The following is a 26,256-nucleotide window of genomic DNA, read 5'->3' as shown; positions in this document are numbered from 1 at the left end:
GACCCGTCCTCCGCCTGTCAGGATCCACTTACATTACGCCGAACCCCGTTCTGGCGACACCCCCGGGCCTCCCGGGGACCGATAGTCTGCCCAGGTGGCTGCTGTGACGTTGACTGACGTGATCGAGGTGCTCGAGACGGCCTACCCGCCCGCCCGAGCCGAGTCCTGGGACGCGGTGGGGCTGGTCAGCGGTGACCCGGCCCAGCAGGTGCGGCGGGTGCTGTTCGCGGTCGATCCCGTCGCCGCCGTGGCCGGGGAGGCCCTCGACTGGCGGGCCGACCTGATCGTCGTCCACCACCCCCTCTACCTGCGCGGCACCACGAGCGTGGCCGCGACCACCCCCAAGGGCCGTCTCGTCCACACCCTGATCAAGAACGACGTCGCCCTCTACACGGCCCACACCAACGCCGACGTCGCCAACCCCGGCGTCTCCGACGCCCTGGCCAGAGCCGTCGGCCTGGTCGGCGACCTGGTGCCGCTCCAGCCGTTCGATGACGACCCGTGGCGCGGCCTGGGCCGCGTCGGGGACCTGCCGGAGGAGACGACACTGGGCGAGTTCGCGGTGCTGGCGGCCAAGGGGCTGCCCAGGACGCCGGGAGGGCTGCGCGTGGCGGGCGACCTGTCCCGTCCCGTCGCCCGGGTGGCGGTCAGCGGCGGCGCGGGCGACTCGCTCCTCGGCGCGGCCGAGGCCGCCGGGGTCGACGTGTTCCTCACGGCGGATCTACGACATCATCCGGCCAGCGAATTCGTGGAGTCCGGCGGGCCCGCGCTGATCGACGCCGCACATTGGGCGACCGAGTGGCCGTGGCTCGACAGCGCGGCGTCCATCCTGCACGCCAGTGGCGTTACGGTTGAAACGCGTGTCTCCGCCGCGGTCACCGATGCTTGGACAAGAGGATATTGATCATGAAAGCAGCCCCTGAGGCACAGAAGCGACTGCTCGACCTGGCAGAGCTCGACTCCGTGCTCGACCGGCTGGCGCACCGCCGCCGCACCTTGCCGGAGCTGGCCGAGATCGACGAGCGTTCCAAGCTGTTCGCCAAACTCGCCACCCAGGTCATCGAGGCCGAGACGGAGACCGGTGACCTGGCCCGCGAGCAGGCCAAGTCCGAGAGCGACGTCGACGCCGTGCGCACCCGTGCCGACCGCGACCAGAAGCGCCTCGACTCCGGCGCCGTGACCTCACCGCGCGACCTGGCGAGCCTCCAGTCCGAGATCGTCTCGCTGCAGAAGCGCCAGGGCGACCTCGAGGAGGTCGTGCTGGAGATCATGGAGCGCCGCGAGGCGGCCGAGACCAAGGTCACCGACCTGGTGACGCAGCGCGACGAGGTCCGGGCCGCGCTCTCCACGGCCGAGGACCGCCGCGACGCCGCGCTCGCCGAGATCGACAAGGAGGCGGCCGAGGTCCGGGGCCGCCGCGCGGCCGCCATCGGTGAGATCCCCGCCGACCTGCTCGCGCTCTACGAGAAGCTCAAGGACCAATACTCCGTCGGCGCCGCCATGCTGCGCGGCGGCCGGTGCCAGGGGTGCAAGGTGGCCCTGTCCATCGCCGAGATGAACCGCATCAAGGCCGCGCCCCACGACGAGGTGCTGCGGTGCGACGAGTGCCGGCGCATCCTCGTACGCACGGCGGAGTCGGGCCTTTGACGTCGTACGTCATCGAGGCCGACGGCGGCTCGCGCGGCAACCCCGGGCCGGCCGGCTACGGCGCTGTCGTCACGGACGCCGCGGACGGCCAGGTGCTGGCGGAGGTGGCCGAGGCGATCGGCGTCACCACCAACAACGTCGCCGAATACCGCGGGCTGATCGCCGGCCTGACCGCCGTGCTCGGCCTCGGGGGCGAGGGGGCGTCGGTGGCCGTGCGGATGGACTCGAAGCTCGTCATCGAGCAGATGGCCGGCCGCTGGAAGGTCAAGCACGAAGGTCTGCGGCCGCTCGCGAGGGAGGCGAGCGCCCTGGTCAGGAAGCTGCGCGTGACGGAGTGGACGTGGATCCCCCGCGAACGCAACAAGCACGCCGACCGCCTGGCCAACGAGGCCATGGACGCCGCCGCCAAGGGCCTGACCTGGAAGGCGGGCGGCGCCGCAGGCGCGGCTCCCGAGGCTCCCGCGCCGCCGGCCCGCACCGCACCGCCGGCCGTCGCCCGGCAGACGGACCTCCTGGACGCGGGCGACCTCTCCGAGCTGTCCGCCCCCACCGCCTCGCTCGCCACCGCGCAGCAGCGCGGCAAGGGCACCGGCTGGGCGCCGCCGACCCGGGTGGCGACCTCGTTGCTCCTGCTCAGGCACGGCGAGACCGAACTGTCCGTGGAACGCAGGTTCTCCGGCCGGGGCGACGCCGAGCTCTCCGCCAACGGCCTGGCTCAGGCGGCCGCGGCGGCGGAGAGGTTGTCGCGGGAGCCGTACCGGCTGGACGTGATCGTGACCTCGCCGCTCAAGCGGGCCAGGCAGACGGCGGAGGCGGTGGCCCAGCGAACCGGCCTCCACGTCGAAGTGGACGAAGACCTCAGGGAAGCCGATTTCGGCGCCTGGGAGGGCCACACGTTCACGGAGGTCCAGCGCCGCTGGCCGGCCGAACTCGCCGCCTGGCTCGCCGACCCCGCCACCGCCCCGCCGGGCGGTGAGAGCTTCGCCACGACGGCGGTGCGCGTACAGGCGGCGGGGGAGCGTCTGGTGGAGCGGTACGAAGGCAAGACCGTCCTCGCGGTCTCCCACGTGACCCCGATCAAGATGCTCCTGAGACTGGCACTGATGGCCCCGCTGGAGGCCCTCTACCGGATGCACCTCGACGTCGCGTGTCTGTCGCTGATCGAGTACTACGCGGACGGGCCGGCCGTGGTGAAGACGTTCAACGACACCTCACACCTGCGCTGAGCGCGGGCACGACCCGTTCCAGCGAATTGATCTTGTGGGTCGGTTGGGAATGACTTGCGGTAAACTTCCGTGGACGAGTCGGCCGGGCGACCGCGTCGGGCCTTCGGGCCCGCCGAGGAAGGTCCGGGCTCCACAGGGCAGGGTGGTCGGTAACGCCGACCCGGGGTGACCCGCGGGACAGTGCCACAGAAAGCAGACCGCCTCCCGGCCTACGGGAGGTAAGGGTGAAAGGGTGGTGTAAGAGACCACCAGCGCCCACGGTGACGTGGGCGGCTAGGTAAACCCCACCCGGAGCAAGGTCAAGAAGGGACGCTCTTCGGAGCGTCTCGCGCGCGGCGTTCGAGGGCTGCCCGCCCGAGCCGCGCGGGTAGACCGCTTGAGACCGCCGGCAACGGCGGCCCTAGATGGATGGTCGCCCCTTCGCACGAAGGAACAGAACCCGGCCTACAGGCTAACTCGTCACTCTAGAAGCCCCTCACCTGGAAAGACATCGGGTGGGGGGTTTCTGGCTCCGTCACTGCTCCGCCAGAAGACTCCAGAAGCATCCGCCCGAAGGCTAAGGATGCGCTTCGCCAGGGCTCCGCTGCTTCACGAAGGTCCCCATACCAGGTTCCGTGTAGGACAGGCCATCCTTACGAAGCTGGTGCAGGACCTTCTGACCGGTTGCGGTAGCGACACCGAACTCTTCCTGGATCTTCAACACCGATGGCAACTGATCTCCAGGTTGGTAAACGCCAGTCTCGATGCGTTCTTTGATGATCTCGTAAATCTGAACCCATCGGGGCGTATCGGGCTTCCACTGAGTCACGATCACGAGGCTATGTAGTGCTTGCCCTGCTCAGCGATAGCGGCACCCCTAGCATGGTTAGCAAGCCTGAACTAGTATCCTCTCATGACCGATTCCCTACGGAAGATCGTGCTGGAGATCGAAGGAAGGTTGCTCTCGGTCCCTGCGGACTACCCAATCCTCTATTTCGCCGCAACCTGGAAAGGCGATCGCCGACTATTTCCGGACAAGGTTCACGTCACCTCGGACCAAGAGATCGCCTGGACCTTCCTTGCGAACTCACTTACCAGCGGCGGCTACGGGCACGTGGTCTCCTACGACATCAGCCAGCCCTGGAGAGATCCCCCCAAGCGGTTGGAGTGCCTAGGCAGGTTCACCTTCGAGGAGAGAGACCAGATCCCAGGGCAGCGACAGGAGCGTAGCGATAGCGGAGCGGAGGACTTCCTATGACTTCCTGCCGTCTCTGTGGGTTCGACTTCAACGCGGAGCCCCTACGGATTGGCCAAGCGGGTAGAGGTCATCTCGTGGTTGAGGCGAAGGGCGTGTCCGTGTTCATCTGCGTTTGCTGCGTCCGAGAGCCACCACCATTCCTTCCTCATCCATACCTCACGCTCCCACCTGGTTAAACGCACCACTCCAGAAGACGACCCCCAGGGACTCCCCACACTCCGCCCTGTCCCTGGGGGTTTCTGCTTGCCTGAGTTCGGAAGCTCCAGACGGCACATAGGAGCTTCCTCGGGAGAGCGGCCTAAGTAACGTCTGGACTGCTCTCAAAGCGTTTCTAAGCGTCTTCCACGGTCGAGGGGTACCCAAGGTAGGGCCGCGGAGCATAGGCCCTTAGGATCCCTCCTGGAGAACTCCCGTCACTCGTTCTCCCAGCTCAGACGTTGGAGATTGCGCCGGCCAAGCCTAGATCCCATGCCATGGCCGAGAACGACGCGACCTCAACCCTGGTAGACACCGAACCACTTCCCGAGTATCGGATCTGCGCGAGGTTCAGGTTGGAGATGACCTCGGTGGTTGCGGCCTTCCACAGGAACGAGATGGTGGCCGCGGTGTAGGTCGAGGCGGTCTCTATCCTCACGATCGGCGAATGAGAACCAAGCTGATCCCCACCATTGAGGATCTGGTACCTGATGCGGTCGTCGGCTACAGAGCTGGTGATGGCGAACTGGTACTCGACCTTGTACAGATGGCCAGCGACAACCGGAACGCTCTGAAGGTTGGCGCCTGAGATGTTCTGGTAGCTGCTCGTGCTGGTCGTGTTGGTGTCCACCAGGGAGCCCTTATGCACCTTGGCCTTCACGACATAGGCCACAGCCAAGCCATGAGCATAGACGTCACCGCCGGCCGAGATGTCTCCAGTGGACTCCACGAGGGTTGTCGAGACCTCACCAGCATTCACGTTGTTGAGGGTGGACGTCCCAGAAACGGTGAGGCTCCCATCAGTCGAGAGGTTGCCACCAACAGAGACGTCACCACCAAACGGGATGCCTGCGTAGATGCCGTCAAGGGCTGTCTCCACAGACTCGGCTAGGGCCTGCATCTGTGTCGGACCATCCGGAGCATCCACAGGGTCGGGATAGGCCAGGGCAAAGATTGCTGTATTGGGCATTAGGAATAACCTCCTCAGGCTGCTTCGTAGACGCCGGTTACCTTGTACGTGTCAGCAGTGGCCCAAGTGAACGGGATGGTGTTGCTCACTGCTGCGCCTGTAGGGACGTTGGATCTGATGATGGCGTTGGTGCCTCCAGGGTTGTTCCGGATGTCAGCAGAGCCAGCAACGTTCAGCGGAATACTGTTGTCTCGATAGGAACAGGCAGCGGTGAACGAGTTGTTGGCCTGGACAGGAAGGCTGAACTGCCAGAAGCCACCACCCCACACAGTCGTCGAGCCACCCGCCAGGTAGATGTTGAAGAACACAGTCTTGCCTAGCTGCATATACCTGGCTGTGAGTGTGCCGTTGCCGATGTCAGGCGATGCTCCGGAGGCTGACGTCCAGTTGGGGTCGAAGTCCATCCATTCACCAGTCCAGTCCTGAGAGCCCACAGTCACATTGGTAGCTTCGAGGTTGGTAGTGGTGACCGAGGTAGCTTCCAGGGCTTCTACGAAGGTGTCGCCCTGCACTCCAAGGTTGCCCACGACTTCCAGGTTGGATGCGAACTCCGCGGGAGCATCCAAGGGAATCAGCAGGTTGTCTACAGCCTCGGCTAGGGCCTTAATCTGTGCGGGCCCATTCGGTGTACTCGACGACTCGGGATAGGGTAGATCGAAGTTAGTGGTAGTTCCCATTGGCTCATACCCTCCTGAAGATAGCGGTTGCGTGGACAGAAGCGATGTTGCCGCTGTTCCCCACGATGGTGTTGTTGGCTCTCATCTCAGCAGCCACAGTGATAGTCGAGCCGAGAGGCAGCTCACCCTCCAGGAACTCGTCATAGGACTCTGCACCGAGGAGGTATTGGGTAGCTGCACTCACAGGGCCATATTCACCAGAGTTGAGGCTCGTATACATCTCGCCTCCATAGCCACCAGAGACAGTCGCAGCCAAGTACACAAACCTATGGTCGGTCGAGGAGTTGAAGATGGTGGCGTTGGCCGTACACATGACGAGAGCCTGGTTAGCCCATACCGGCACCTGGAACACAGCCGTAGCCACCGGAGCAGGGTCAATCCTCAGGTCGAACATAATCTCTGTGATACCTACTCCTTGATTGACGCCAGGGAGAGTACCAACCTCGGACTGGCCTGGAATGACGATCCGACCGAGTACGAAATACGAGGTCTTGAACCTGAGCATCCCAACAACGTCACCTTCCTTCAACAGGAGAGGTTCGGTGCCGTTCAGGACAGGTACATCCGTGAGTACGCCGCCGGCCATCGAGATCGTGTTCATCGAGGTCGCCTGATTCCATGCCATGACACGCCCTTGATGGAAGCCTATATCGGCCTTGTCTCCGACGGCCTTAAAGAGAGGTGCTAGGTCATCAGCTCTATAGGTCACTGGGTGCTCCAATCGACATGTTCGTTGCCTGCCTGCTAGATGCCGAGAGAACACCAGAGGCATCCAGAGGGATAGTGATTCGCTCGATGATGTGGACTTCGGCCCTGCCCTTCGGGAACGTAATCTTCACAGGGTCGAGGGGCTCAAGAGCGGGATTGGGTACGGCGGTGAAGTCCACGTTGTAGGGCAGTCCCAGTTCCTTGCTGAGGATGCTCGTGGCCGCGGAGATAGCCTGTACCGAGGTCGTGATGAACGGGCTCACATAGAACCTAGGGACCTTCCCGAAGTTGCCGTAGAAGTAGGTGGGCGAGTTCGCATTCGAGTCCACCACAACAGCTCTCACAGGCTCCTCGGTGTCGGCTGCTTCTCCCATGGCCACCACAGCGTTATAGACACCTTCCCGAGTGAGCTGCCTGGAGACGGAAACCAGAACTCCATCACGGCCATGGTTCACAGTGAAGACAGGAACCTTGGAGGCGGGAGGAGTCTTGATGACGAGTACGCCGCGGTGGTCGAAGAACATGACCTTGCCGTATGAGGTCACCAGGTCTCTGAGGAATGCGTACCTATCTTCCTCGGCTATCTGGGAACGGGTAAGGGACTCCTCGTTGGTGTCGTCGTCCCACTCGATCACAGCATCTGGGTAAACCTCTCTCACCAGATCCAGGAAGATGTCACCTAGGCTCGTGCCGGACGTGAACTGTCGAGGGTAGAACAACCTGGCATCGACAATCCCTGACATCCTGTCCTTGGCCGAGATACGAATGCTGCCATGTGGGGCCTCATCCTGCTCGGGTGCATAGATCCTGAAGTAGCCGAGAGGAACGTACTCCACATCACCACTGCCGTACCGGATACCTCTCTCCACGAAGATCTCATTGCCGTATGGAGCGAGGAGGCTGTGGGGCTTGTCTGGCCATTCACCGACGGTCGTCATGTCCAAGGTGGCTCTGATATCGGAACTAGCATCCATCAGGACATCCCCCGCCAGGATAGGGATGGCCTCACCTTCAGGGTTCGTCCCAGTCTGGAAGGTAGAGCACACACGAGCCCTGGATACCATCTGATGGCTTCCCCGGACTGCACTCTCGAAAGCTTCACTGACGTTCTTCACTGTCGTGACCTCCTTATCAGCTCCATCACTGGACGATCACCGAGCTAGCGTCACTGGTCGAGTCGAGGACATCAGCCCATGTAGCGAACTCCGTGATGACCTCGTTCCAGGACACATACTCATTCACGATGGACTGCCAGATGGTCGTAGCCCCAACAACGTCAACACCAGGCTTGGCTACCTCCTGGAGTTCGAGAGTGAAGATGCGCCTATCCGAACGCATGGCAGCTCTCCGCTCGTCGCTGCCAACGATGACGGCATACACACCGGGGATCGAGCTATCGGCCGGCGTATGGATGAACACAGGCCCACCAGAAGCCAGGAGATAGTCAAGGTCCTCAGCAGCCGTAGGCGAATGGGTAGCGACTTCGAGCGTGTATCGCCTAGCCCCTCGAAGGTCAGTCACCGAGACAGGGAAGGACCTACCGACTACAGGGAAGACACCACCACGGAACTCACGCCCAACGCTCGACCAATCAACGACAGTCGCAGGCCGGTTGAGGAAGGGATGCAGGATGGCCTTAATCCAGACAGTCGTGAGGTTCACTGTGACCGAGGAGGTTTCAGAGCCGACTCGGTATGTGACTTCTATGCCGGCAGGGAACTCGTAGTCATCAAGGGTAAACGCACCACCGAAGACAGCCACACTGGAGCCGCCTCGAACAAGGCTCCAGGTAACGCCATCAGTGGACTTCTCTACCGTGACAGTCGAGCCCACAATGCTTGTGCCCTCCACACGGACACGAGAGAGATCCTGAAGGTAGTTGGTGGTAAGGGCCATAGCTAGTGCCTCCTCTCATGAAAAGGGCCCCAGATCCGCTCTCAGGCTTCTCTGGGGCCATTGCTTAGCGACTTACGCAGACACCCTTCGACGGAGCTGCCTGTTGGACTCGCTGACTTCCGAACGAACCAGGCCACGAAGCTCCTGATCCCCGAGGAACACATTCACCTCGATGGGACGGTCATCATTGCCGAGCTGGTGGTTAGGAGTGACCTTGCCTGCGGAGCCTTGACCCATCTGGAGAACCTCAGGGCCACGCTCACCAACGAGGTAGGAACGGCCAGAGGTAACAGGGCCACCAGTAGCGCGAGGTGCCAGCACAGTTCCACGTCCAATGCTGCTATAGCGGGTGATGGCGTTAACGAATACCGTCTTACCTTGGAGAGAGTTGATGGATGCCTGAGCTTGCTGCTTCTTTCGGAGGAGGTCAGCAATATCAGCCCTCAGCTTGGCCTCGCGAGTCTTGGTCAGGTTAGGGTCCTTGAGCTGAGCCCTAGCCGACGCAAGCTTGTTGTTGAGGTCGTTGATGTTGGCCTTCAGATTCAGAATCTTAGGGGTGGTCTTCATGTCGCTCGACCACCCTTGGAGAGTCTGCCGAGCACCCGAGATCGAGGCAGAGACCTTCTGGAAAGTAGACTGCATCGGGCCTGGAATCTTGGCAGCAGCATCGACCACAGACTGAATGGCACCTAGGGCTGTATCAGCGAAGTCGAGGAAGGACGCTGATACATCGAAGGCCACATTGATGATGCCGCGGAAGACCTTGATCAGCCAGTTGAGCGCATCGATACCCCAGACGACTCCATCGACCAGTGTGACGAACATGGCTGCTATGAGGTCGCTGTTCTTGCCTACCGTATCGAATAGGCCGCTGAGGCTTTCTGAGAGCTTCTTCATGAGGCCAGGTAGCTGAGGACCGATGTCACGCAGGATGTTCGAGAAGGCTTCCATGAGTGGCTTTAGGGTCGGTGCCAGTTCCTTGAATCCGTCACCGAGATCCTTTACGAACTGCTTCAGCGGACCTTGGGCTAGCTCTGCACCCTGCTTGATGAACGGAGCGAACTCATCGGCTACCGACTTCATCACCGAGCGCACCGTATCCAGAACAGGGATCAGTGGCTTGAACGCGTCGGTCAGTGTCTTCTTGACGCTCTTCCAGTCATCCTCGAACTGCTTCTTGATCTTCTTGTTTTCGAGGAGGAGGCCAACACCGACTCCGACGAAGGCAGCACCTAACCCAGCTACTATCGCCCCACCTATCATGGTCGCTATTGCTGGAGCTGCCACCGCGGCGACACCAGCCAACGCAGCAAGGATGACAGGGCCAACTATGGGCGTACTCAGGGCTCCCTTTAATCCGCCCTGGAAGACAGAGGAGAGGGATTCCTTCACACCGCCAGCAGCATCCTTGATTCCACTCATCAGGCCCTTAGCGATACCACCACCTCGGCCAACCTTACCTATCTCGTCTGAGAACTTCTGGATATCCTTGACGCCACGCTGGACTGCCTTGGACATGCCCTGAACGTCACCATCGAAGCGAACTCGGACTGTCCTACTCGGGCTGGCCATCACCCATCACCTCCAAACTTCCTTGCTATGTCGCCGGCTACCTTGTTCCATGCACTGTCGATCTCGTGCTGATGGGCCTCGACGGTCTGGAAGAACCAATAGCTGCCGTTGCCTACATGCGGACGGAACTGCTTCAACGTGGTGGCACCGAACTCCGAGCCAAACAGAATCTTGCGAGCAGGAGTCCTCCGAGAGCCGACCTTCTTTGGTCCGCCGGCCACAATCACGGGAACACGATCCTTACGAGCCCTCACCGTGCCGGCCACAAGAGCAGACTGCGGAGAATCGGACCTGCCTGCGGCTTCTACCTTCTTGGCCAGGAGCTGTGACAGAGCGAGGGTCCCTTCCCGAAGCTCGGTACTGGCATCCTCGGGGAGGTCCTTGAAAGCCTTGAGGGTCTCTCGAACTCCAGTGATACGGACCTTGATGGTTAGAGAATCCTTGGCCATTCAACATCACCTCTTCGCTTTCTTGTTGGCCTCCTCCAGGAGATGGAAGGCTGTGTTTACTGCTTGCTCGCCCTCGTTCGCCCAGTCCGTCGGGGAGATGCCGGTGACGACTGCGAGGGAGATACAGGCTCGGTAGAAGGAGCCGACTGGGTAAAATCCCCTTCCTCAACCTCCTCGAAGGAAAGGTCACAGGAATCCTCGAAAGACTCAAGAGAGCCGGTGAAGTTCTTCGTACGCTGCGAGGCAAGGTGAGCAAGCTCGTACATGTCTCGCATCTTGATGTCCTCTTCCAGGGCAGCGATAGAACGACCGCCACCGAGACGCTCCCACTTAAGGACGTCACGAGCGGTTGCCTTCACCGTGTAGGGCTCGGCACCATCCGGAACAACATGCAGAGTGATCATTGAGTGAATCCCTTCGGTAGGAGTGGAGTGTTAACGAAACGGAGTGGAGGCATAGAGAAGGGAGGATCCCCCTAAAGGAATCCTCCCGAGTTGGTTAGATCAGCCCTCAGTAACAGGCCGAGAGTAGACAGGCTTACCGATGCACTGGAGAGTGACTTCCTGCGTCTCGGTCGTCCTGGCCTCACCGCCGACATTGGGAGCCTTGATACGAACCTTGCCAGTCCAGATCACAGTCTCCGCGGCAACATCCGGACGATGAGTCAGAACGAAGTCGGCATCAGTGCCATCGTTGAGAACCAGGTAATCCGAGATGCCGGTAGCAGTCCAGTCCGAGAAGAACGTGAGGGTCAGCGCATAGTCAGGCTCGGCCTCCTCGCGGAACTCGCCATCAGGGCTGAACGTGTAGAACTTCTCGCCATCCTCGCTGTTATTTTCGAGCGTCCAATTCGAGAGTTGCTGCTGCCAGGAACTCTCATCGACGGTCAGGGTAATGGTCTTCAGCTTGCGGTGATGTGCCACCATGTTAGGGGTCCTTTCTGCTGGTCCCGGGGTTAGCGACGCACCACGGAGTGAATGTGTCGTGTCTCCAGGACGGATTCTAAGGAGTCGTGTTTCGGAGGGGTACTAGGTATAGGGTCAACGCCACATTCGGCCTAGGATCGCTCCTGTGGAACTACGCGATCCTGCGACCAGGGCTTTTGAGATGCCTCCAGACGGTACTTAGGGGCATCTCCGAGGGAGCTTCTATGTCACGTCTGAAGCTCCCGATTACAGGGCTACCTCGACCAGAATTTCGTAGCTTGGTAGCTCTGAACCGCCCGTGGTGAACGTCCCTGGAGTAGCACGGAGGACGACAGAATCCGGAGTGCTATCGATGACCTCGGCTACCTCTGTGACCAGTTCGCCGAGTCTTTCCAGCACACGGTCATCCGCAGGGACAAGCACATAGACCATGACCCGAGCACCAGAGGGAGCAGCACCGTAGCCTTCCCACATAAGCTCAGGAGGCCCCACAAGGAGTGCAGGAGGGTCCATTGAAGCTCCAGGGTCCTCGTATACCCTCGCACCCTGTACGGCCTTTAGAGAGGCGCTCAGAGACGTACGTAGTCCGGTAACCGCGTTCACGCAATCACCGACGCTCGATAACGCCCTACGCCAAGTAGCTTCTCGATGTCAGGGTCAAAGGACGGCACTCGTGAGGCTCCAAGTTCGGCCATATTCACCAGGCCATCAGGAGAGCGCCGGCGAGTGTGCCAACGGCCAGCGAGACGGATAGTCCCCAGGACCAGGTCATAGGAAGGGACATCCTCAGCGTCCTCCGTATAGTCGAACTCCGGACGCACTCTCTCGACGTAGGCCATCGAAGCCTGGAGCATGGCGGTAAGTCTCAAGTCGTCTCGGGTGTCATCAGAAGCAATCCCGAGGTCACTCTTCAGGTCATCTATCGTCGGTGGCCAAGTCATAGAGCCTCCTAACGGAGCGGTAGCGAAGTGGTGAAAGGGAAGAGAGCCGCCCCCTCGAAAGGGAACGGCTCTCAACGGGATTGGTCAGCCGGCAGGAGTGGTGTCGATCTCGACGTTCTTCACCGCACGAGTACCCTGACGAACAGCCACAGCCGCATACCGCCAGATACCGAGCTTCACCGACTCAGGGCCATTGGGCTCGTCGTAGCGGAAGCGCAGAAGGTTGGACTCGAACAGCAGGACATCAGGCGAGTGGAACACCGAGAACGAGTCCTGGTTAGCCGTAGCGTCGTCCATACCAGCCGAGACCACGACACCGAAGCCCTTGATCCGACCATCGACGTTGACCGAGCCGACACCCACAACGTTCATGGGGCCTTCAGAGCCATCGGTGATCAGGGGACGACCAGTGGAGTCCTTCAGCATCAGGAACTCGCCATACCGGTCAGGGGTCATAGCCAGGATGTTGGCCGCCTGGTGACGAGCACTGCGGACAGCCACACCCGCACGCACAACCAGGTCAGGCGCGAACGTCCCACCAGTCGAGGCGTGGGCGATGAACTGAGCCTGGGTAGCCGTCAGAGGAGTACCGACACCCAGCAGGGCAACACCAAGCTTGTTCTCGATCTCCTTGTTGTAGGCCGCCAGGAGGTCACCGTAGATCAGGATGTCAACCGCCGGAGACGACATGTCGAGCATCTGACGCGAGACAAGCTGAGCACCAGCAACAGCCTTCGGAACGATCGTGTCAACGTCCGAGTCCCAGGCGTCCGTGCTGACGATCGCGCCGTTCTCGGCATCGCCAACCTGACCACCAACCGCAGTGCCGGCCGTCTGCTTCGGGAGCGTGATCGGTCGAGCGTCACTGCCCAGGGGAATGTTCCGGACGACGTTGGCCAGAGCGCGACCCTGATAGGGGAGCGCCGCGAACTCATCGGTCATCCACTTCGGAGGAACAATGCCAGGGCCGTTCGTACCAGTGGACAGGGCTCGGTTGTGCTGGGTCAGTCGGTCACTGGCCACGTCGTCACCGAGGGACCGAGCGCGGTAGAGGTCACCGAAGAATGAGTGACCCCCATCCTTGCGGTAGTGGCCAGGGTCCCGATCGGTGGCAGTGATGCCCAGGGCGCGAGTCTGCTCAGTGCCCTCCGCAGCGGTCGCAAGCTCAGCCACCTTCCGGTTACGGTTCTCGATCTCGGTCAGGGACTCGATCTGCTCGGCCAGGCCCTTCGCGGTAGCGCTCTGGTCCTTGACGGAACGAAGCTCATCCTCAGACAGGTCACGACCCTCGTCCGCAGCTCGGGTCTGGAGACCTTCCATGCTGACCTTGAGGCTGTCGTACTGGCCGCGGAGCTTCTTGAGGTACGGGTTCGTCATGGTGGTAAGTCCTTTCGTTAGCACTGCATTCATGGATGATCGAGGTGTCAACGTAGGGCCCAAGATGAGGTGTCGGCGTCCGGAGGATAAGCCGAGGTGTCATCCCACAAGCAGGACTAGGGGTTGAGGTGTCGATGTGTTTCTGTTCCTCGGGCCTGTGCACTTGGCTTGAGGTTGCTGGCTAGCCCGGATTCGAACCGAGAACCTACCGTTTTGGAGGCGGTTGCTCTGCCAATTGAGCTACTAGCCATAGATGCACCACCTGCACGGACTCATATAGCTACGCAGTCACGTGAGGTGGTGTGGTGGCGGGTACAGGATTTGAACCTGCGATCTCTGACTTATGAGGACAGCGGGGACGGCCGAACTCCCCTAACCCGCTACGAACCCCGCCCACAAGGAACGAGGTTGGTTGCGCTTTACCAGATGGACCAGACGATGTGGGGGATGAACCAGGCCAGGAAGGCGATGAGGGAGCCGGCGAACACAGGCACAGCCACACGCTTCCTCTTGGACACAGGATCGATACCCAGCCACTTCCGGATGTTCTCGCTCAGGGTGTCGGGCTTGTCCTCGGTTACCAGGGCGATGCCTTCCAGAACAGCGAAGCCACCAGCCGAGACAGCTAACCAAGCAATCCAGCCCCACTCAGGGATTTCCATAGGCACACTCCTTTAGTCGATGTGGGTTTCCTTACATTGGGGGATGGTCGATGAAAGGATAGTTAGGTCGTGCTGCCTCGGAGAGGTGTCACGATGGGAGGATCGGGAGATTGGCGAAGATCTGACGAGCCTCTTCGAGTCGGGTTAGGCCCTCCTCGATAGAGCGGACCTCGGCCACAGCGGCGTGATCGCCATAGGCACCTTCGAGGACCACAGACACTTCACGGAGTTCCGCAGTGACACGCTCGATGGTTCCGTCCTGGAGCCTGCGATCCTGCTTGGACCTGAAGCCAACGGACAGGTGAGACAGGACGCCATCCTTGATGAGTTCCAGCGTCTCGTCACCAACGGCAGTCCGGGAGATACGCCATTCGCCATACAATCCTGCGGAGTCATCTCGAAGCAGGATGGTCTTACCGATCAGAGTTCCACCATGGGCCATGTGCTCCCGAGTCAGTGGAATCCTGTGAGCTGCCTCTAGCTGACGGTTGAATGCTGACCTGGCGAACTGCTCGGTGAGCCTCGCATCGATCCTCTGAGGGCTGTTGTAGGGCACCGCTAGGCCAACGACGGTACGCCCATCACCACCCTTAGCGGCAGAGCGGACTTCGAGGTCTGGGACGTAGCTGCGATAGACGATGTCTGCACTGTCACTCATTCGCATCTCCAATCGGGGGAAGGTCCTCAAGCTCCCGGACCTCGTTGATAGTGAGGAAGCCGGCGTCGAGGCCAATCTTGTGCGTCTCGTAGCGAGTGTGGCTGTCCGACCTAAGGAGGCCATCCACATTGCCCTTCACCCAAGTCCCATTCGGGAAGTGAAGTGAGAGAGCCTGCTCGAACCTCACCAGGTGACCGTTCAGCGAGAACTTGAGGATGTTCACCGCCTCCTGCTCGACGTTGGTGTAAGTCCTGCTCGACTGCTCCACACCAAGGAACGAGAGCGGAATCCCGAAGATGAGCGCGAGTTCGTGGAGAGTGAACTTGCGGGCCTCGACCAACTGAAGCTCCTCCGGATTCCAGGACAGCGGAACGAACTCGGTAGAGGCATTCAGGACAGCCACCGTACGATCCCTCTGAGAAGCCAGCCAACCAGCCTTCAGCGTTTCGGCTTCCGGCTTGGTCAGGTCAGGGTTCATCGACTTCAGGAGTCCAGTAGGAACGCCGTGCTTGGTGAGGGACCTTGCCTGTCTGTTCTGTTCCTTACCGAGGCCGAGAGTGTCGAGGTGAGTTTCCAGGACGCCCATGCCGCGGAGTTCACCAGGAGCGTGCGGGCCCTTGATGTGGATGACGTCGTGTGGGCCGAGGTTCTTGAGAGTCCCAAAGGAATACTCGATCTCACCAATCGGCAGGATGCTATCCATACCCTCGGTCACTCGACGAATCTGAACCATGTCCGAAGGAACGGGGTTCACAGCAGTCGGGTAGCCATCAGAGTTCCTGTCAGCGATGAGCCCAACCGCGTTACCGTTCCACAGCAGATCCAGCGCCCACGAGGAGAAGGTATTGATCCGAGTCTCTGGCGGTGCAGGCTGTTCCAGTAGGGGAGGAGTAGGGTCGAGCTTCCTTACGGGCTCTCCCCCTCGCTCACGGTAGGCATGCCAAGGAATACCGCCGATGAGGTCAGCAATCAGGTTGGCCGCTCTCCAGGCACCAGGAAGAGACATGCCACCACGGAAGGCACCAGTAGCGAAGTCGGGGGCAAGGTGGTCATGGATGACGAACAGCTCCGAGGCCCCTGAGATGGTGTCTGTGATCTCAATGTTCTTAGCTCGTGTGAAGGTCGTTCCAAGCATCAGAGCCTCCCCATTTCCTTAAGAGTTCCTAGGGCAGTGGTGATAACGCCGGCCGCCAGGAGAGCCCAACCGAAGCCAACCAGGACCAGGAGGCCACCAACGCACATACATAGGCCGATGTATTGACTTGTGGCTGGTCCCTGCTTAGGGGAGAACCACTGCTTGAACTTCGTAGACAGGTACTTCTTGACCATCTAGAACACCTCCGATCGTGGGATTACGGGTTCGGTTTCAACTTCAAGTTCGGACACAAAGACAGCTCCTGCCAGTGCGGGGCATGAGTCGATACGGCGCTTCTGCTTGCCCTTACGTAGTCGCCAACCTCCGTCTGTGGACTGCGGTACGGCTGAGGCGATCTGGTCACTGAAGTCTGGTGCGCCGTCATGGACAAGCACACCGTCAACAATCACTCGGTAGGTCTTGGAGTAGGCGTAGACCATATTCCGACCCATTTGAGGGACACGTACGATCGGTAGGCCCTCAGCTTCGAGAGTCGGGAGTGTTGGCCACCAAGCTTCATCAGCTCCTATCCACAGGACGTTCTGAGTCGCACAGACAGAGCGGATGTAGTCGTCAACCTCCTCCTGGTCGATAAGCTCACCATTGGGAAACCAGATACGAGAGGAAGCCTGCAACTTGCCATCGAGGCGCCGTTGCAGCATCACCACCGCGGCAGAGTCCCTCTTGATAGCCATGTCCACCCCGAGCCACGTAGGGAGCGAGGGGTCAAAGGTGGTCTCTCCCTTGCACCTATCCCAAGCACCGACTGGAAGCCAGGACTCATCCGTATTCGTCCACTGGTTCCACAGATACCGCTTAGCTCGGAAGACTGGCATGGACTTGAACTGCGATACCAGCCTGTTGACATTGGCGATACCCGACTCAACAAGAGGGTTCGCCTGCGTGATGCCCTTGGCGATATCCTCATCATTGGTGGGATCAAGACCTTCCTCGGCCTGCATGTAGAAGAACAGCTCCTCGTCGGTGAAGTCACCTCGGAGCCCTCTAGCGACCTGCTTACCAAAGAGGGTGCTCAGGTCGTAGCCGGCCGTTGAGAACAGGGCAGTCAGCGAATCAGAGCGCTTAGCAGTACCAGCCGCGGCCACATCGTAAGCATTCTCGTGGCGCTCGGTTATCAGCTCGTGGGCTTCGTCGATCAGGAGCACGGTGGCCTTCGAGCCGTCAGCCTGTCTAACCGTTGCGGGGATCCGTCTGGCCTTACCGCGGCTTCCCTTGAGCTGGACAACACCCTGAAAGGTATTGGCGTGCTTGGCTAGAGGACCCTCGGTGAAGGTAGTTCGGACCTCATCAAGGATCATGTCGGCCTGCATGTAGCTAGAGGCCATTACCAGGATGTCAGGGGAAGTCCTTCGTGTGGCCTTCGGACTTCCATCAGGATTCCAACCATCGAAGACCACAGGGCCGGCCAATTCAGCGGTCGCTACCCAACCACCGAGAGGAGTCTTCCCACTGCCCTTACCTAGGCTGATGAGGGCGAAGCGGTAACGCCTGGAGCCATCATCCTTCAGCTCGAATAGCTTCCAGAAGATGGCCCGTTGGAATGGCTCTAGCACTACAGGCTGACCGAACCTATCCCCTTCTCCGAAGACCGCTACCTTGCTTAGCCACTCAACGATCTGTGGTCCAAGGGTGCGCTCGGGAGGAGGGATAGGCCCGTTGTGCTTGGTGAGGGCTTCCAGGAATCGAGGAGGTAGCTTGGTCCAATCACTCATGCCTCACCACCTCCTTGAGGGCTACAGGTAATCGTCTAGTGAGCCATTGGAATCAGAACTCGTTACACCAAGGGCAGCACGGCTACGAGGAGAGCAACCAAGTGCGTTTTCGAGCATGCGGGCTTCTGCCGAGAGCTTCACAAACGTATTGATGGCAGCGGTCGAGAACTCCTCTTCAAGCCTCGACGTGGCCTCATCAATCGCGGCATAGGCCCTGAACAGACGGGCAACCAGGACCAGGTCACTATCCACGTCTATGAGCGATGCAGCCGCGGACCCCCAGTAAGCGATCCACGCAGGCAGCAGGTAATCGGGTAGGTTCTCGGGAGCCTCGGGCACTTCTCCGTTACGAGCGTCGAGTGTCCTGGGCTTGTTGCGCCTTGTCTTGTCGGCCTTAGGTAGCGGTCCAGGCATGCGCTGAGCCTCCTTTCAAGTTAGTGAAACTCCCCAACCCGTACACATCTTTTTCGAGGAGGTAACAGGGTCAGGTCTTCCCCTAACGCACGGGAATAATTGGGTCACTGTGAGCTACGCTGCCATCTCCGATTCGAGTTTGTTGTTCTTGCTCAGGTTGCATCGGTAGTGCGAGAGCTGGACGTTGGTCATGCTGTGCTCTCCGCCTCGACTCAACGGAATGATGTGGTCGATGCTCGGCTTCATTGGCCCAGTGGTATCGACGACCAGTGCACTACAGATCCCGCACACCTTCTCGTCTCTCTCGATCAGGTGTGAGAGCACGACCTTTGCTGAACCCAGCCCTAACTTGTCTGCTCGTCTGGCATGTGCTCGGGCAAGGACCTCATCTCGGTAGGCGGGATTGCTGTGGTACTTGTTGAGGATTCGCTTGAGGGCTCGACGGTTGTGGACTGTCTTGCTGCACTCGTCTGAGCAATACTTCTTGGGTACTCCGACGTAGATGGTTGGGTCACCACACTCAGCGCAGGCAACCTCATTGATCTCGATGACCTTAAGCTCAGGTTCCTTACGCGCCCGCGGTGGTCTGACCTTGACGCCGCACTCACGGGAGCAGCACTTCTGTGGCCTGGTCTCACGGTTCGGAATGAAGTCCTCACCGCAGCCTTCACATGGCCGAGAGGTCTTAGGCTTGCCGTAGTTCGGATTAGGGTGGCGTCGTGAGGCGAGAACCTTCCCACATTCCTGGCCGCAGGCGTCGTACCCGAGGCGATAGGTAGTGAAGTCAGTGCCACACACCTCGCACGACTTCTGCTTACGAGTCCGCCGGCATGGGTGACAGAGGACTTCGGTCTTACCCGCGGGGACGACCTTCAGATCTCCACAACCTGAGCATGCGATCTTAGCCATTACTTCTCCTTGGTTGGTCTTACGATTGAAGCTCTCGGTTGGCTTGGGATCACTTCCCCTTCCGGTGCAGCCTGGTGTGACAGCGGTTGCACGCCTTGCTCTTCTGGCTTCTGATCGGACGACGACCACAGAACTCGCACATGTTGGTTAGTCCTTCGAGTGATAGTGATGATGCGTTGATTGGTTGAACTAGTCATGAGCAGCAAGAAGGGGAGCGCCCATCAGTAGGCACTCCCCAGCGACGCGCCACGAAGTGAGTGTGTCGCGCCTACCAGTTCTCAGTTGGGATCAGATGAACTGCTTGACGATCCTCGACAGACCTAGCGTGTATCGGCTCCTGCGACAGGGCGAACAGCGGTAGGAGATGTCACCGGACTTGGCCCAATCCTCATTGCCACAGCCCAGGCAACGCATCTCGGCATACTCCCTGCGATGGGTGCTGGCCAGCGGCGTGGTGTTGTGGATGTTGGGGCGGGCCTGGTTGTAGCTCGTGATCCAGTCCTGAAGCGCGTCGTAACCCATGGTTCTTTTCCCTTTGCCTAGTACTCGAATGGAGTGGGGATGGCAATGGAACGGAACGAAGTGCAGTGGGGATGGCTAAGCGGTCGAGCTGATCAGTGCTTGTCGAGGATGCGGTCCATGGTGTCCTTGATGTCCTCGAACAGCTGGTAGATAAGGCGGTGCTGTTCGTCGGAGCTGAGCTTGCAGAACTCTTCGGTGGTGGGGTACTCGTTCATGTGCCTGTGTGCCTTTCTAAGGGGCTGTGAAGATTGGGTGGTGGAATGACTAGGCCCCCACCGGCATGGAGCCTTAGGGGGCCTCTCAGAACGTCTTGGGGTTAATCAGGCGATGCCAACAGCAGAGGACATGTAGTGAAGCTCCTCGGTGTATCGCCTCACGCTGTTCTCAAAGACCGGTGAGTTCGGGAAGTAGTCGAGGCCGTAGGGCGGGATGTCCTCTTGCATACGTCGGTTGAACCTCATCAGGTAACGCCACTGACGCAGTTCCTTGCTGGCCTCTCCGTACTTCTCGATGACCTCGAAGGAAGTGAGAGACAGGAGGTACTTCTCGACTGCCTCAGTGAGCTGGATGTTGTCCTCGTTGCAGAGCAGAGCCCGAATGCACCGACCGCAGGAGAGGTGCTTGTCCGTAGGCTGGTGAGTACATCCGTGCCAGTGGTCTACAGCCAGCTTCCGAGGCTTGACACTCCCGTCGGCCTTCGTCATTGCGTTCTCGACCTCGGACTTACCGCAGAGAGCACAGCAGTAGCCTTGGGCCTCCAACATGGAATCGTACTCATCGGCTGAGATGGAGAACTGGCCTCGAAGCTTCATGTCTCGGCCAGCCTCCTTGCACATGGGGTATTCGGAGTAGAACGAGGAGAGGTAGTGAGAGGCCATGTGGCCGATGCAGAACTGCTCAGGCTGGTTGGTCATGATGTTCCTCAGGTCTTGGAGGTTTGGTTAGCATGCCTGGAGTGGTAAAGGTCGAGGACAGCCCAAACTGGACTCGACAGCTTGGATGGTTAACGGAACGAGGTACGAGTGGAGTGGTTAGTTACTTCTTTCTACGAGGGTCCTCTTGGAGGTCGGACCCTCTAGCACCAGGACGGCCTAAGCCAGGACTGGTGACTTACTTCTTTCTTCATCAGGGGTAGTACATGGGAAGCCGATGAGGCAGGGACCCATGGACTGGTTGGCCTCTTCCTCCGGTCGGCCAACCTTCTGGTAGCCGAACGACAGTGAGGCAGTCACCAACTACTAGGAAGCCGATACGGAGTAAGGAGGCTTCCCTTTGGATTCCAGCCTCCTACCAGGGGTTCTATTACCCGTCCATGGATTAGAGCCTCTTAGAGGAGTTCGCATCCTGGCAGGTAGGAGACTCGTCCAGTGCAGCTTTTCTTCACTCGCCAGTGCAGCTTTTTAGCACTCAGCCTGGATAGCCGCTCGTCTTGTGCACCCGGCAGTACCCCGACGAGGCTCGACCCCTGGACCAGAACTCTCGGGACAGCCACACACAGTGCTCACCGCCGCCTCCGTAGGTCAGGCCGTCCTCTCGGAGAACCTCCAGGACGTTGAACACGGTCCTCCTGGAGGCTGGCTTGCCGTTCTTGCCGAGGATCTCCTGTAGCTCTCCTGGTGCGAACAGAGCGTGCCCTTGGTTATCGGCCCTGGACATGGCAGCGAGCAGGAGGCGGTAAGGACCAGGCCCTGAGCTTTCCTTTGCGACCTCTCCTGAGAACTGCTGGAAGACCTTGCCCCACTGACGGTTACCGGCCTCGGGCTCAGGCTGCGGAGCGTCGTTCCACGTAAGCTCCAGCTCGTCGAGGGCGTCTAGCGTGATGTCGTGCACTTCTGAGGTCATCGTTCTATCTCCTTAGGAGGTTCGCGCCTGAGAGGTCAGACGGTGGGTGTGTCGGTCGTCAGGCTGCGTGGACCCAACGGCCTAGGTCATCGCGCTCGATCGGAAGTTCCTGGAGCAGCGCCCTTGCCCGGACGAACCCCATCGGCTTGAACCGCCTCATCAGCTTCCGGATCGTGCCGTTGTCGTTGACGTAGGTGCACTCGGTGAGGATGAACTCCAGGTATTCAAGGCCCTGCTTCCAGTCACTGCCGCGCTCGATCGAGTCCATGATGAAGTTCTCGATCACAGGGTTGGTGTCGCGGGATTCCATGTGCATGGTTCGCTCCTTGGGAGGTTGCTGGACATGAGGAGAGCCCCGCCGGCACGGATGCCAAAGGGGCTCTGAGGTCGTACGTCTATGAAGCTGTGAGGTCTAGCGGAGCGTCAGTGAAGCGATCAGCGGGAGAAGCCCATGTCGTCGAGCTTGGCGTTGATCCTCTCGAAGTAGTCATCCATCATCGCGAAGCCGTCGGTCAGGGCCTGCTCGATCTCCCGAATCTTCGCCATGGTCGCCTCATTGGGCTCCCGGGCGTTGTCACTGTCAGCGGGCTGCGAGCGATAGAACGTCGGTGCGGTGCTGCTCATGGTGTCTCCTAGGGAACTGATCGCTCAGGTCCCGACTGTAGGCATTGTAGGCATGCTAGGTATGGCCAGGACGTCGAGAGACAGGACTGGCCGCTTGTGCTATGGTCTAGCGTGGGGGTGGCTGTGGTTCGGAGGGACTTACAAGCACACCATAGGAGCTTCGCAGTCTCTTCGTGATGCTCCGCTAGATGCTATGCCCTCCTATGTATACCAAAAAGACTACTCGCCGAGGTCAGAGGTGCCAACCCTTGTTCTCGTTCAACCACGCCGTAGCCTCAGGATCCCGTGCCAGCCTCGCGTAGGGTGTGTTGTCATCGTCAGCGATCCAGTCACGCACCCCGAAAGCGTTGTCGTCGTAGGACTCGAAGTCGCTGTCACAGGTGATGATGCGGTAGTCCCCGTGTGACCAACCTCCGTCCTCGTGTATCACCGGAGCGAGTTCGTACCTCTGTAGCTGCTCCAGGTCGTTGATGCGGGGACGGTGCGGGAGGTTCACCTTGGGCCAACCCTCAGCATCCGCAACCACCACGGCCTGCTCTCGGGTAAGCCCTCGTACGCCGTCGTAGCCCTCCATCAGCTTGACGACCTCAGAGCACCAGGGGGAACAGGTCCGCTCGTACTCCTCCATGAACTTCGTCTTCAGGCATCCCTCGCACTTGCTGCCGTTGTCCCTCTTGTACTCAGCCTTGTACGCCCTCCGGTAGGTGGTACGGCAAGGGTCAGAGCAGAAGTCCTTGGTCCGTCCTCGACGTGCAGGAACCTCGTAGGCGGTGGTGCAGTGCTTACAAGCCTTGGTGCTGGTCTTCACGGGTGTCTCCTTGGACATGCGAAAGGCCCCTTAGGCGTCAAGCCGGTGGGGCCTTGGTGGTGCGGAGGGGTTTGCTCTCTTGTTCTCTCATAGGTGTATACGTGTTAAAATCCCCGATCCTGCACAGGTTTCGAGCAACTTTTTTTGAGCCATCACTCTGACCTGGGGTTGGGCTCTAAAGAATCTTGGACGTGTCAGGAGTGTTCCGGGCAACGGAGCTGTCAGCGAAGTGGGAGGAGCTGTCAGCCTCGGCATAGGCCCCTCGGCCGGAGCCATGCCCTCTCTTTCCCCTCTCACTTGTATAAAGGTGTAAAAATCGAGGATTCCGAACATTCTAGGTGCCTGGTACTCCAACTTCTTGCCTGAGGGCTCTGGACACCTGCCGATGGATGCTGTACCCCTTTTCCCCTCTCACTTGTTTATAACCCGCCAAATCTAGGAATCCGGCGAGATGAGGGTGCTTGGGGCTCCAACTTCTTGTCTCGAAGCCCTGAGAAGCTCCCTAAGCGACTCAGAGCCATCTTGGGTAGCAGCGCATCACGGAGTGGAGGTGCTGCGCTTAGTCGGTACCAGAGAGACGCTCACAGGCCCGCACAGCCGCTCTCAGGGCCTCAGGGGCGTCAGCAGAGCGAAGCGGGTGTGGAGGCGATGAGGAGACTCCGCCGTCGAGGCTCGTCTCCTCTTTCCCCTCTACATGTGTATATAGGGCGGCAAATCACGAAAAGCGGCGGATTCTCAAGTGTGATCTGCGTCACGTGGTTTGACCTGCAACGTTGAGAGGGTATCTGGGGCTCCAACTAGGCACTCTGAGGTTTCAAGATCCACGGTGTATCTGTCCGAGGTCGTCGAGGGGTTGGGCAGGAGGCGACCCATGACGGAGCCTCCTCGATGCCTCGGCTGTCCGCTCCGGTGAACCTCCGCCCCTCTTTGGTCCCTCACTTATATAAAGGTGTAAAAATCAAGGATCCCGAACATTCCAGGGGTGTGAGATAGGTCACATAGGGTTGACCTGGGCATCTAGCAACCTATGCCTGACATGTGTTCACCGATCCCTCTTGCCAGCACTCCTATCGATCGCGCTTATCAGAGCTCCCTAGCGGTCTCTCTTACCCGAGTTGTGAGGCCGGCACATCGCCTGAAGGTTCTCGACGGCTGAGCTGCCACCCTTGGTCCATGGAGTGATGTGGTCAGCGGTATCGGCGTAGGCACCACACCCTCGGACCACGCACGTCCACCCCGCAGCATCCAGGACGATCAGACGGTTCCTCTTGAACTCAGCAGTGCCATACGGTCCCCTCGGCTTGTTGGGCCTGTACCTGTTGGCCGCGGGAGGGTGCGCAGCACACCGACCGTCGGGGACTGGCCTCCTACAGGTTCCACACGGGCGTAACGGCATGACACCTCCTAGAGAGCGACACAGCGGGAATCTCAGGGCCTCACAGCCGTTCTGGGTACATGGACTAGGGCCGACCCTCAGAGGCCCTTAGAATCGATCTGAGAGCTTCGAGGGTAAGACTGGGGACTCCTCGCTCGGTGCGGCTCAGAGTCCCACAGCCCCTAGACAGTCCTGGAGGGCTCTGTACGGCTTTGTGAGCGCCTTGGAGCCTTCCCCGGTACTGGGAGACCACTTCAGTCTGATAGGCCCGCAGGAGCCGTCTCAGGCGCGACACAAACGATCCACCTGTGTTGCGTCGCTAGGGCCTTGTGTTGTGAGCGTGTGTCGGATCTTCCTCGTGCAGTTCCATCAAGGCAGTCACAGACTTCTCAATGCGTCTCAGCTTGTCGTCGATCGAGGACCCACCATTGGGGACGAGTCGTGACTTGATCTCCTCGTCCATCCATCTCTTCAGGGACTTCAGCATCAGCCGGCCACCTAAGCCAAGGAGACCCGTGAGGAAGAACGTGATCAGGCTCGCGGTAACGGACATAGCAACAGGGTTCATACGAGTACCTCCTAGGTGCGAACAGCGTGAGCAGTGGTAGGTGAGCAGCGGTTATGAGAAGTGAGCTGGACAGTAGACGTAGAGCGCATAGAGCACCTAGATTGGCTAGCGGAACGACGAAGGAGAGGAGCGGTGCATGGGAAGAGTCAAAGATCAGTGGTTCAGCGGCACAGGCCCGACGAGGAAGCCCACCAAGAAGAACGGCAGAGGAAAGAGGTGGTTAGCCTGCTGGATGGGGGTCAACGGCCGAGAGCAGACCGAGGCATTCACCAAGAAGACCGAGGCTGAGGCTCACCACAAGAAGATGGAGGCCGCGCAGCAGACAACTCCAGGCTTCGACCCCAAGAACGGTGCGGTGAAGGTCCGAGAGTATGCAGAGGCCAAGTACCTACCTGCTCAGGTCCACCTCAGGAAGAACTCCTCAGACACCTACAGGACGCACATCAGGGCCCACATCATCCCGCTTCTCGGTGATCGCAGGATGGGGACCCTCAGTCGTAGTGATATGAAAGCCTTCGTCGCATCGCTCAGGCTTGCTCCGTCCACCACTCACACAGTCTTCTCGGTCCTTCGGGCCATGATGCAGGCTGCTGTGGACGATGGTGTGATACCGGCCAACCCCTGTACCCGAGTTCCTCTACCGACCATCGAGAAGGAACTAGTGGAGCCTCTCCCGCCCTCGGCCGTCGTTGCCTTGGCCGCGTTCATCACTCCCAGATACAGGTTGGCAGTGTGGTTGGGCGCCGGCTTGGGACTCAGAGAAGGGGAAGCTCTCGGGCTGACCCTTCCTCGGGTGGACTTCCTCAGGAAACGGGTTCAGGTCCTCAAGCAAGCACAAGGCGGAAAGCTGGTCGAGCTGAAGACGAAGGCCAGCAAGAGGTCACTTCCGATCGATGACTTCCTGCTCGACGAGATCAATCGGCACATAGCTCAACACGACCAAGGCCCCGACAAGGTTCTCATCACCAATCGCTGTCGTCGGATCGTTCAGCGGAAGTCGTTCAATGAGTGCTGGAGGGAAGGTGTCGAGAAGGCTGGACTAGAGAAGGGCACACGGTTGTTGAGTCGGCCTGGGGCGCGGTGCCGGGATTGCTCTCGGTCCGTTTCCCCAGGCCGCTCGCCGAACCCGCCGTGCCGATCTCTCGGCAACGGGCTCTCCACGATCTCTGTCGTCAGGCGGGGTTC

The 26,256-nt window shown here is 59.8% G+C and carries 30 protein-coding genes, 2 tRNA genes and 1 other RNA gene; 6 read left to right on the top strand and 27 right to left on the bottom strand.

What is annotated here, in order from left to right:
• The first annotated feature begins 103 nt into the window (after positions 1-103).
• From ITP53_RS26070 to rnpB, 4 genes are all read left to right on the top strand, one after another.
• Positions 104-904, top strand: coding sequence for a Nif3-like dinuclear metal center hexameric protein (locus ITP53_RS26070; protein ID WP_195898074.1), 801 nt, complete (start codon positions 104-106; stop codon positions 902-904).
• A gap of 2 nt (positions 905-906) precedes the next feature.
• Positions 907-1,647, top strand: a complete 741-nt coding sequence (locus ITP53_RS26065) for a zinc ribbon domain-containing protein (protein WP_195898073.1) — start codon at positions 907-909, stop codon at positions 1,645-1,647.
• Positions 1,644-2,873 (top strand): bifunctional RNase H/acid phosphatase, encoded by a 1,230-nt coding sequence (locus ITP53_RS26060; protein WP_195898090.1) that lies wholly within the window; start codon positions 1,644-1,646, stop codon positions 2,871-2,873. Before ITP53_RS26065 ends, ITP53_RS26060 begins: the two co-directional genes overlap by 4 nt.
• 74 nt (positions 2,874-2,947) lie before the next feature.
• An RNA gene (gene rnpB / locus ITP53_RS26055) (RNase P RNA component class A) lies at positions 2,948-3,336 on the top strand.
• A 93-nt stretch (positions 3,337-3,429) separates the two neighbouring features.
• On the opposite strand, the gene ITP53_RS57860 is transcribed toward rnpB, so the two are convergent.
• Entirely contained in the window at positions 3,430-3,681 is a 252-nt protein-coding gene (locus ITP53_RS57860; protein ID WP_207756432.1) for a GntR family transcriptional regulator, read from the bottom strand.
• Between the two features lie 84 nt (positions 3,682-3,765).
• Between ITP53_RS57860 and ITP53_RS26045 the strand changes: the two genes are divergently transcribed.
• Positions 3,766-4,110, top strand: coding sequence for a hypothetical protein (locus ITP53_RS26045; RefSeq protein ID WP_195898072.1), 345 nt, complete (start codon positions 3,766-3,768; stop codon positions 4,108-4,110).
• A gap of 430 nt (positions 4,111-4,540) precedes the next feature.
• Here the strand turns inward: ITP53_RS26045 and ITP53_RS26040 are convergent, their stop codons facing one another.
• From ITP53_RS26040 to ITP53_RS25920, 26 genes are all read right to left on the bottom strand, one after another.
• Positions 4,541-5,275 carry a hypothetical protein gene (locus tag ITP53_RS26040; RefSeq protein ID WP_195898071.1) on the bottom strand — a complete coding sequence of 245 codons (735 nt, stop codon included), beginning with the start codon at positions 5,273-5,275 and terminating at the stop codon, positions 4,541-4,543.
• A gap of 14 nt (positions 5,276-5,289) precedes the next feature.
• Positions 5,290-5,952: a hypothetical protein gene (locus ITP53_RS26035; RefSeq protein WP_195898070.1), complete on the bottom strand. Its 663-nt coding sequence runs from the start codon at positions 5,950-5,952 to the stop codon at positions 5,290-5,292.
• A gap of 4 nt (positions 5,953-5,956) precedes the next feature.
• Complete coding sequence (locus ITP53_RS26030) at positions 5,957-6,661, bottom strand: hypothetical protein (protein WP_195898069.1); 705 nt, start codon at positions 6,659-6,661, stop codon at positions 5,957-5,959.
• Positions 6,651-7,775, bottom strand: a complete 1,125-nt coding sequence (locus ITP53_RS26025; protein WP_195898068.1) for a DUF5047 domain-containing protein — start codon at positions 7,773-7,775, stop codon at positions 6,651-6,653. Before ITP53_RS26025 ends, ITP53_RS26030 begins: the two co-directional genes overlap by 11 nt.
• A gap of 25 nt (positions 7,776-7,800) precedes the next feature.
• Positions 7,801-8,556: a hypothetical protein gene (locus ITP53_RS26020; protein WP_195898067.1), complete on the bottom strand. Its 756-nt coding sequence runs from the start codon at positions 8,554-8,556 to the stop codon at positions 7,801-7,803.
• A gap of 72 nt (positions 8,557-8,628) precedes the next feature.
• The gene (locus ITP53_RS26015) at positions 8,629-10,074 is read right to left on the bottom strand and encodes a hypothetical protein (protein ID WP_195898066.1); all 1,446 of its coding nucleotides are present in this window, start codon (positions 10,072-10,074) and stop codon (positions 8,629-8,631) included.
• A 53-nt stretch (positions 10,075-10,127) separates the two neighbouring features.
• Positions 10,128-10,577, bottom strand: a complete 450-nt coding sequence (locus ITP53_RS26010) for a hypothetical protein (protein ID WP_195898065.1) — start codon at positions 10,575-10,577, stop codon at positions 10,128-10,130.
• Positions 10,578-11,080: 503 nt separating this feature from the next.
• Positions 11,081-11,503 (bottom strand): hypothetical protein, encoded by a 423-nt coding sequence (locus tag ITP53_RS26005; protein ID WP_195898064.1) that lies wholly within the window; start codon positions 11,501-11,503, stop codon positions 11,081-11,083.
• 1,025 nt (positions 11,504-12,528) lie between these two features.
• The gene (locus tag ITP53_RS26000) at positions 12,529-13,821 is read right to left on the bottom strand and encodes a phage major capsid protein (protein WP_195898063.1); all 1,293 of its coding nucleotides are present in this window, start codon (positions 13,819-13,821) and stop codon (positions 12,529-12,531) included.
• A 177-nt stretch (positions 13,822-13,998) separates the two neighbouring features.
• A tRNA-Trp gene (locus tag ITP53_RS25995) sits at positions 13,999-14,071 on the bottom strand.
• A 53-nt stretch (positions 14,072-14,124) separates the two neighbouring features.
• Positions 14,125-14,203, bottom strand: a tRNA-Met gene (locus ITP53_RS25990).
• 37 nt (positions 14,204-14,240) lie between these two features.
• A complete protein-coding gene (locus tag ITP53_RS25985) occupies positions 14,241-14,483 on the bottom strand; it encodes a hypothetical protein (RefSeq protein ID WP_195898062.1) in 243 nt (80 codons plus the stop codon).
• 88 nt (positions 14,484-14,571) lie between these two features.
• On the bottom strand, positions 14,572-15,141 hold the full coding sequence (locus ITP53_RS25980) for an HK97 family phage prohead protease (protein WP_195898061.1): 570 nt from the start codon (positions 15,139-15,141) through the stop codon (positions 14,572-14,574).
• A complete protein-coding gene (locus ITP53_RS25975) occupies positions 15,134-16,276 on the bottom strand; it encodes a phage portal protein (protein WP_195898060.1) in 1,143 nt (380 codons plus the stop codon). Before ITP53_RS25975 ends, ITP53_RS25980 begins: the two co-directional genes overlap by 8 nt.
• A gap of 194 nt (positions 16,277-16,470) precedes the next feature.
• On the bottom strand, positions 16,471-18,009 hold the full coding sequence (locus ITP53_RS25970; RefSeq protein WP_195898059.1) for a terminase large subunit: 1,539 nt from the start codon (positions 18,007-18,009) through the stop codon (positions 16,471-16,473).
• Between the two features lie 21 nt (positions 18,010-18,030).
• Positions 18,031-18,423, bottom strand: a complete 393-nt coding sequence (locus tag ITP53_RS25965) for a hypothetical protein (RefSeq protein WP_195898058.1) — start codon at positions 18,421-18,423, stop codon at positions 18,031-18,033.
• Positions 18,424-18,537: 114 nt separating this feature from the next.
• Complete coding sequence (locus tag ITP53_RS25960) at positions 18,538-19,332, bottom strand: HNH endonuclease (RefSeq protein ID WP_195898057.1); 795 nt, start codon at positions 19,330-19,332, stop codon at positions 18,538-18,540.
• Between the two features lie 288 nt (positions 19,333-19,620).
• The gene (locus tag ITP53_RS25955) at positions 19,621-19,854 is read right to left on the bottom strand and encodes a hypothetical protein (protein WP_195898056.1); all 234 of its coding nucleotides are present in this window, start codon (positions 19,852-19,854) and stop codon (positions 19,621-19,623) included.
• A 92-nt stretch (positions 19,855-19,946) separates the two neighbouring features.
• Complete coding sequence (locus ITP53_RS59400; protein ID WP_268961140.1) at positions 19,947-20,069, bottom strand: hypothetical protein; 123 nt, start codon at positions 20,067-20,069, stop codon at positions 19,947-19,949.
• Positions 20,070-20,174: 105 nt separating this feature from the next.
• A complete protein-coding gene (locus tag ITP53_RS25950) occupies positions 20,175-20,768 on the bottom strand; it encodes an endonuclease domain-containing protein (protein WP_195898055.1) in 594 nt (197 codons plus the stop codon).
• A 493-nt stretch (positions 20,769-21,261) separates the two neighbouring features.
• Complete coding sequence (locus tag ITP53_RS25945) at positions 21,262-21,696, bottom strand: hypothetical protein (RefSeq protein WP_195898054.1); 435 nt, start codon at positions 21,694-21,696, stop codon at positions 21,262-21,264.
• A gap of 58 nt (positions 21,697-21,754) precedes the next feature.
• On the bottom strand, positions 21,755-22,012 hold the full coding sequence (locus ITP53_RS25940; RefSeq protein WP_195898053.1) for a hypothetical protein: 258 nt from the start codon (positions 22,010-22,012) through the stop codon (positions 21,755-21,757).
• A gap of 119 nt (positions 22,013-22,131) precedes the next feature.
• On the bottom strand, positions 22,132-22,320 hold the full coding sequence (locus ITP53_RS25935) for a hypothetical protein (RefSeq protein WP_195898052.1): 189 nt from the start codon (positions 22,318-22,320) through the stop codon (positions 22,132-22,134).
• A gap of 232 nt (positions 22,321-22,552) precedes the next feature.
• The gene (locus tag ITP53_RS25930) at positions 22,553-23,128 is read right to left on the bottom strand and encodes a hypothetical protein (RefSeq protein ID WP_195898051.1); all 576 of its coding nucleotides are present in this window, start codon (positions 23,126-23,128) and stop codon (positions 22,553-22,555) included.
• 1,093 nt (positions 23,129-24,221) lie between these two features.
• The gene (locus tag ITP53_RS61245) at positions 24,222-24,524 is read right to left on the bottom strand and encodes an HNH endonuclease (RefSeq protein ID WP_407941301.1); all 303 of its coding nucleotides are present in this window, start codon (positions 24,522-24,524) and stop codon (positions 24,222-24,224) included.
• A gap of 298 nt (positions 24,525-24,822) precedes the next feature.
• Positions 24,823-25,071 carry a hypothetical protein gene (locus ITP53_RS25920; protein WP_195898049.1) on the bottom strand — a complete coding sequence of 83 codons (249 nt, stop codon included), beginning with the start codon at positions 25,069-25,071 and terminating at the stop codon, positions 24,823-24,825.
• Positions 25,072-25,207: 136 nt separating this feature from the next.
• On the opposite strand from ITP53_RS25920, the gene ITP53_RS25915 reads away from it, so the two are divergent.
• Positions 25,208-26,256 (top strand): tyrosine-type recombinase/integrase (locus ITP53_RS25915; RefSeq protein ID WP_195898048.1); only part of this gene is annotated, 1,049 nt, incomplete at its 3' end.

This window comes from Nonomuraea cypriaca (genome assembly GCF_015645445.1).
In the GTDB taxonomy this organism is placed as follows: Bacteria; Actinomycetota; Actinomycetes; order Streptosporangiales; family Streptosporangiaceae; genus Nonomuraea; species Nonomuraea cypriaca.
Note: the sequence above shows the minus strand (reverse complement) of the source record. Positions and strands in the feature narration are given on the sequence as shown.

Bases quoted from the DNA above. Each gene is read 5' to 3' on its own strand.
- ITP53_RS26065 (WP_195898073.1), top strand. From the start codon at position 907: ATGAAAGCAGCCCCTGAGGCACAGAAGCGACTGCTCGACCTGGCAGAG.
- ITP53_RS26045 (WP_195898072.1), top strand. From the start codon at position 3,766: ATGACCGATTCCCTACGGAAGATCGTGCTGGAGATCGAAGGAAGGTTG.
- ITP53_RS26040 (WP_195898071.1), bottom strand. From the start codon at position 5,275: ATGCCCAATACAGCAATCTTTGCCCTGGCCTATCCCGACCCTGTGGAT.
- ITP53_RS26035 (WP_195898070.1), bottom strand. From the start codon at position 5,952: ATGGGAACTACCACTAACTTCGATCTACCCTATCCCGAGTCGTCGAGT.
- ITP53_RS26020 (WP_195898067.1), bottom strand. From the start codon at position 8,556: ATGGCCCTTACCACCAACTACCTTCAGGATCTCTCTCGTGTCCGTGTG.
- ITP53_RS26015 (WP_195898066.1), bottom strand. From the start codon at position 10,074: ATGTCCAAGGCAGTCCAGCGTGGCGTCAAGGATATCCAGAAGTTCTCA.
- ITP53_RS26010 (WP_195898065.1), bottom strand. From the start codon at position 10,577: ATGGCCAAGGATTCTCTAACCATCAAGGTCCGTATCACTGGAGTTCGA.
- ITP53_RS26005 (WP_195898064.1), bottom strand. From the start codon at position 11,503: ATGGTGGCACATCACCGCAAGCTGAAGACCATTACCCTGACCGTCGAT.
- ITP53_RS26000 (WP_195898063.1), bottom strand. From the start codon at position 13,821: ATGACGAACCCGTACCTCAAGAAGCTCCGCGGCCAGTACGACAGCCTC.
- ITP53_RS25985 (WP_195898062.1), bottom strand. From the start codon at position 14,483: ATGGAAATCCCTGAGTGGGGCTGGATTGCTTGGTTAGCTGTCTCGGCT.
- ITP53_RS25980 (WP_195898061.1), bottom strand. From the start codon at position 15,141: ATGAGTGACAGTGCAGACATCGTCTATCGCAGCTACGTCCCAGACCTC.
- ITP53_RS25975 (WP_195898060.1), bottom strand. From the start codon at position 16,276: ATGCTTGGAACGACCTTCACACGAGCTAAGAACATTGAGATCACAGAC.
- ITP53_RS25970 (WP_195898059.1), bottom strand. From the start codon at position 18,009: ATGAGTGATTGGACCAAGCTACCTCCTCGATTCCTGGAAGCCCTCACC.
- ITP53_RS25965 (WP_195898058.1), bottom strand. From the start codon at position 18,423: ATGCCTGGACCGCTACCTAAGGCCGACAAGACAAGGCGCAACAAGCCC.
- ITP53_RS25960 (WP_195898057.1), bottom strand. From the start codon at position 19,332: ATGGCTAAGATCGCATGCTCAGGTTGTGGAGATCTGAAGGTCGTCCCC.
- ITP53_RS25955 (WP_195898056.1), bottom strand. From the start codon at position 19,854: ATGGGTTACGACGCGCTTCAGGACTGGATCACGAGCTACAACCAGGCC.
- ITP53_RS59400 (WP_268961140.1), bottom strand. From the start codon at position 20,069: ATGAACGAGTACCCCACCACCGAAGAGTTCTGCAAGCTCAGCTCCGAC.
- ITP53_RS25950 (WP_195898055.1), bottom strand. From the start codon at position 20,768: ATGACCAACCAGCCTGAGCAGTTCTGCATCGGCCACATGGCCTCTCAC.
- ITP53_RS25945 (WP_195898054.1), bottom strand. From the start codon at position 21,696: ATGACCTCAGAAGTGCACGACATCACGCTAGACGCCCTCGACGAGCTG.
- ITP53_RS25940 (WP_195898053.1), bottom strand. From the start codon at position 22,012: ATGCACATGGAATCCCGCGACACCAACCCTGTGATCGAGAACTTCATC.
- ITP53_RS25935 (WP_195898052.1), bottom strand. From the start codon at position 22,320: ATGAGCAGCACCGCACCGACGTTCTATCGCTCGCAGCCCGCTGACAGT.
- ITP53_RS61245 (WP_407941301.1), bottom strand. From the start codon at position 24,524: ATGCCGTTACGCCCGTGTGGAACCTGTAGGAGGCCAGTCCCCGACGGT.
- ITP53_RS25920 (WP_195898049.1), bottom strand. From the start codon at position 25,071: ATGAACCCTGTTGCTATGTCCGTTACCGCGAGCCTGATCACGTTCTTC.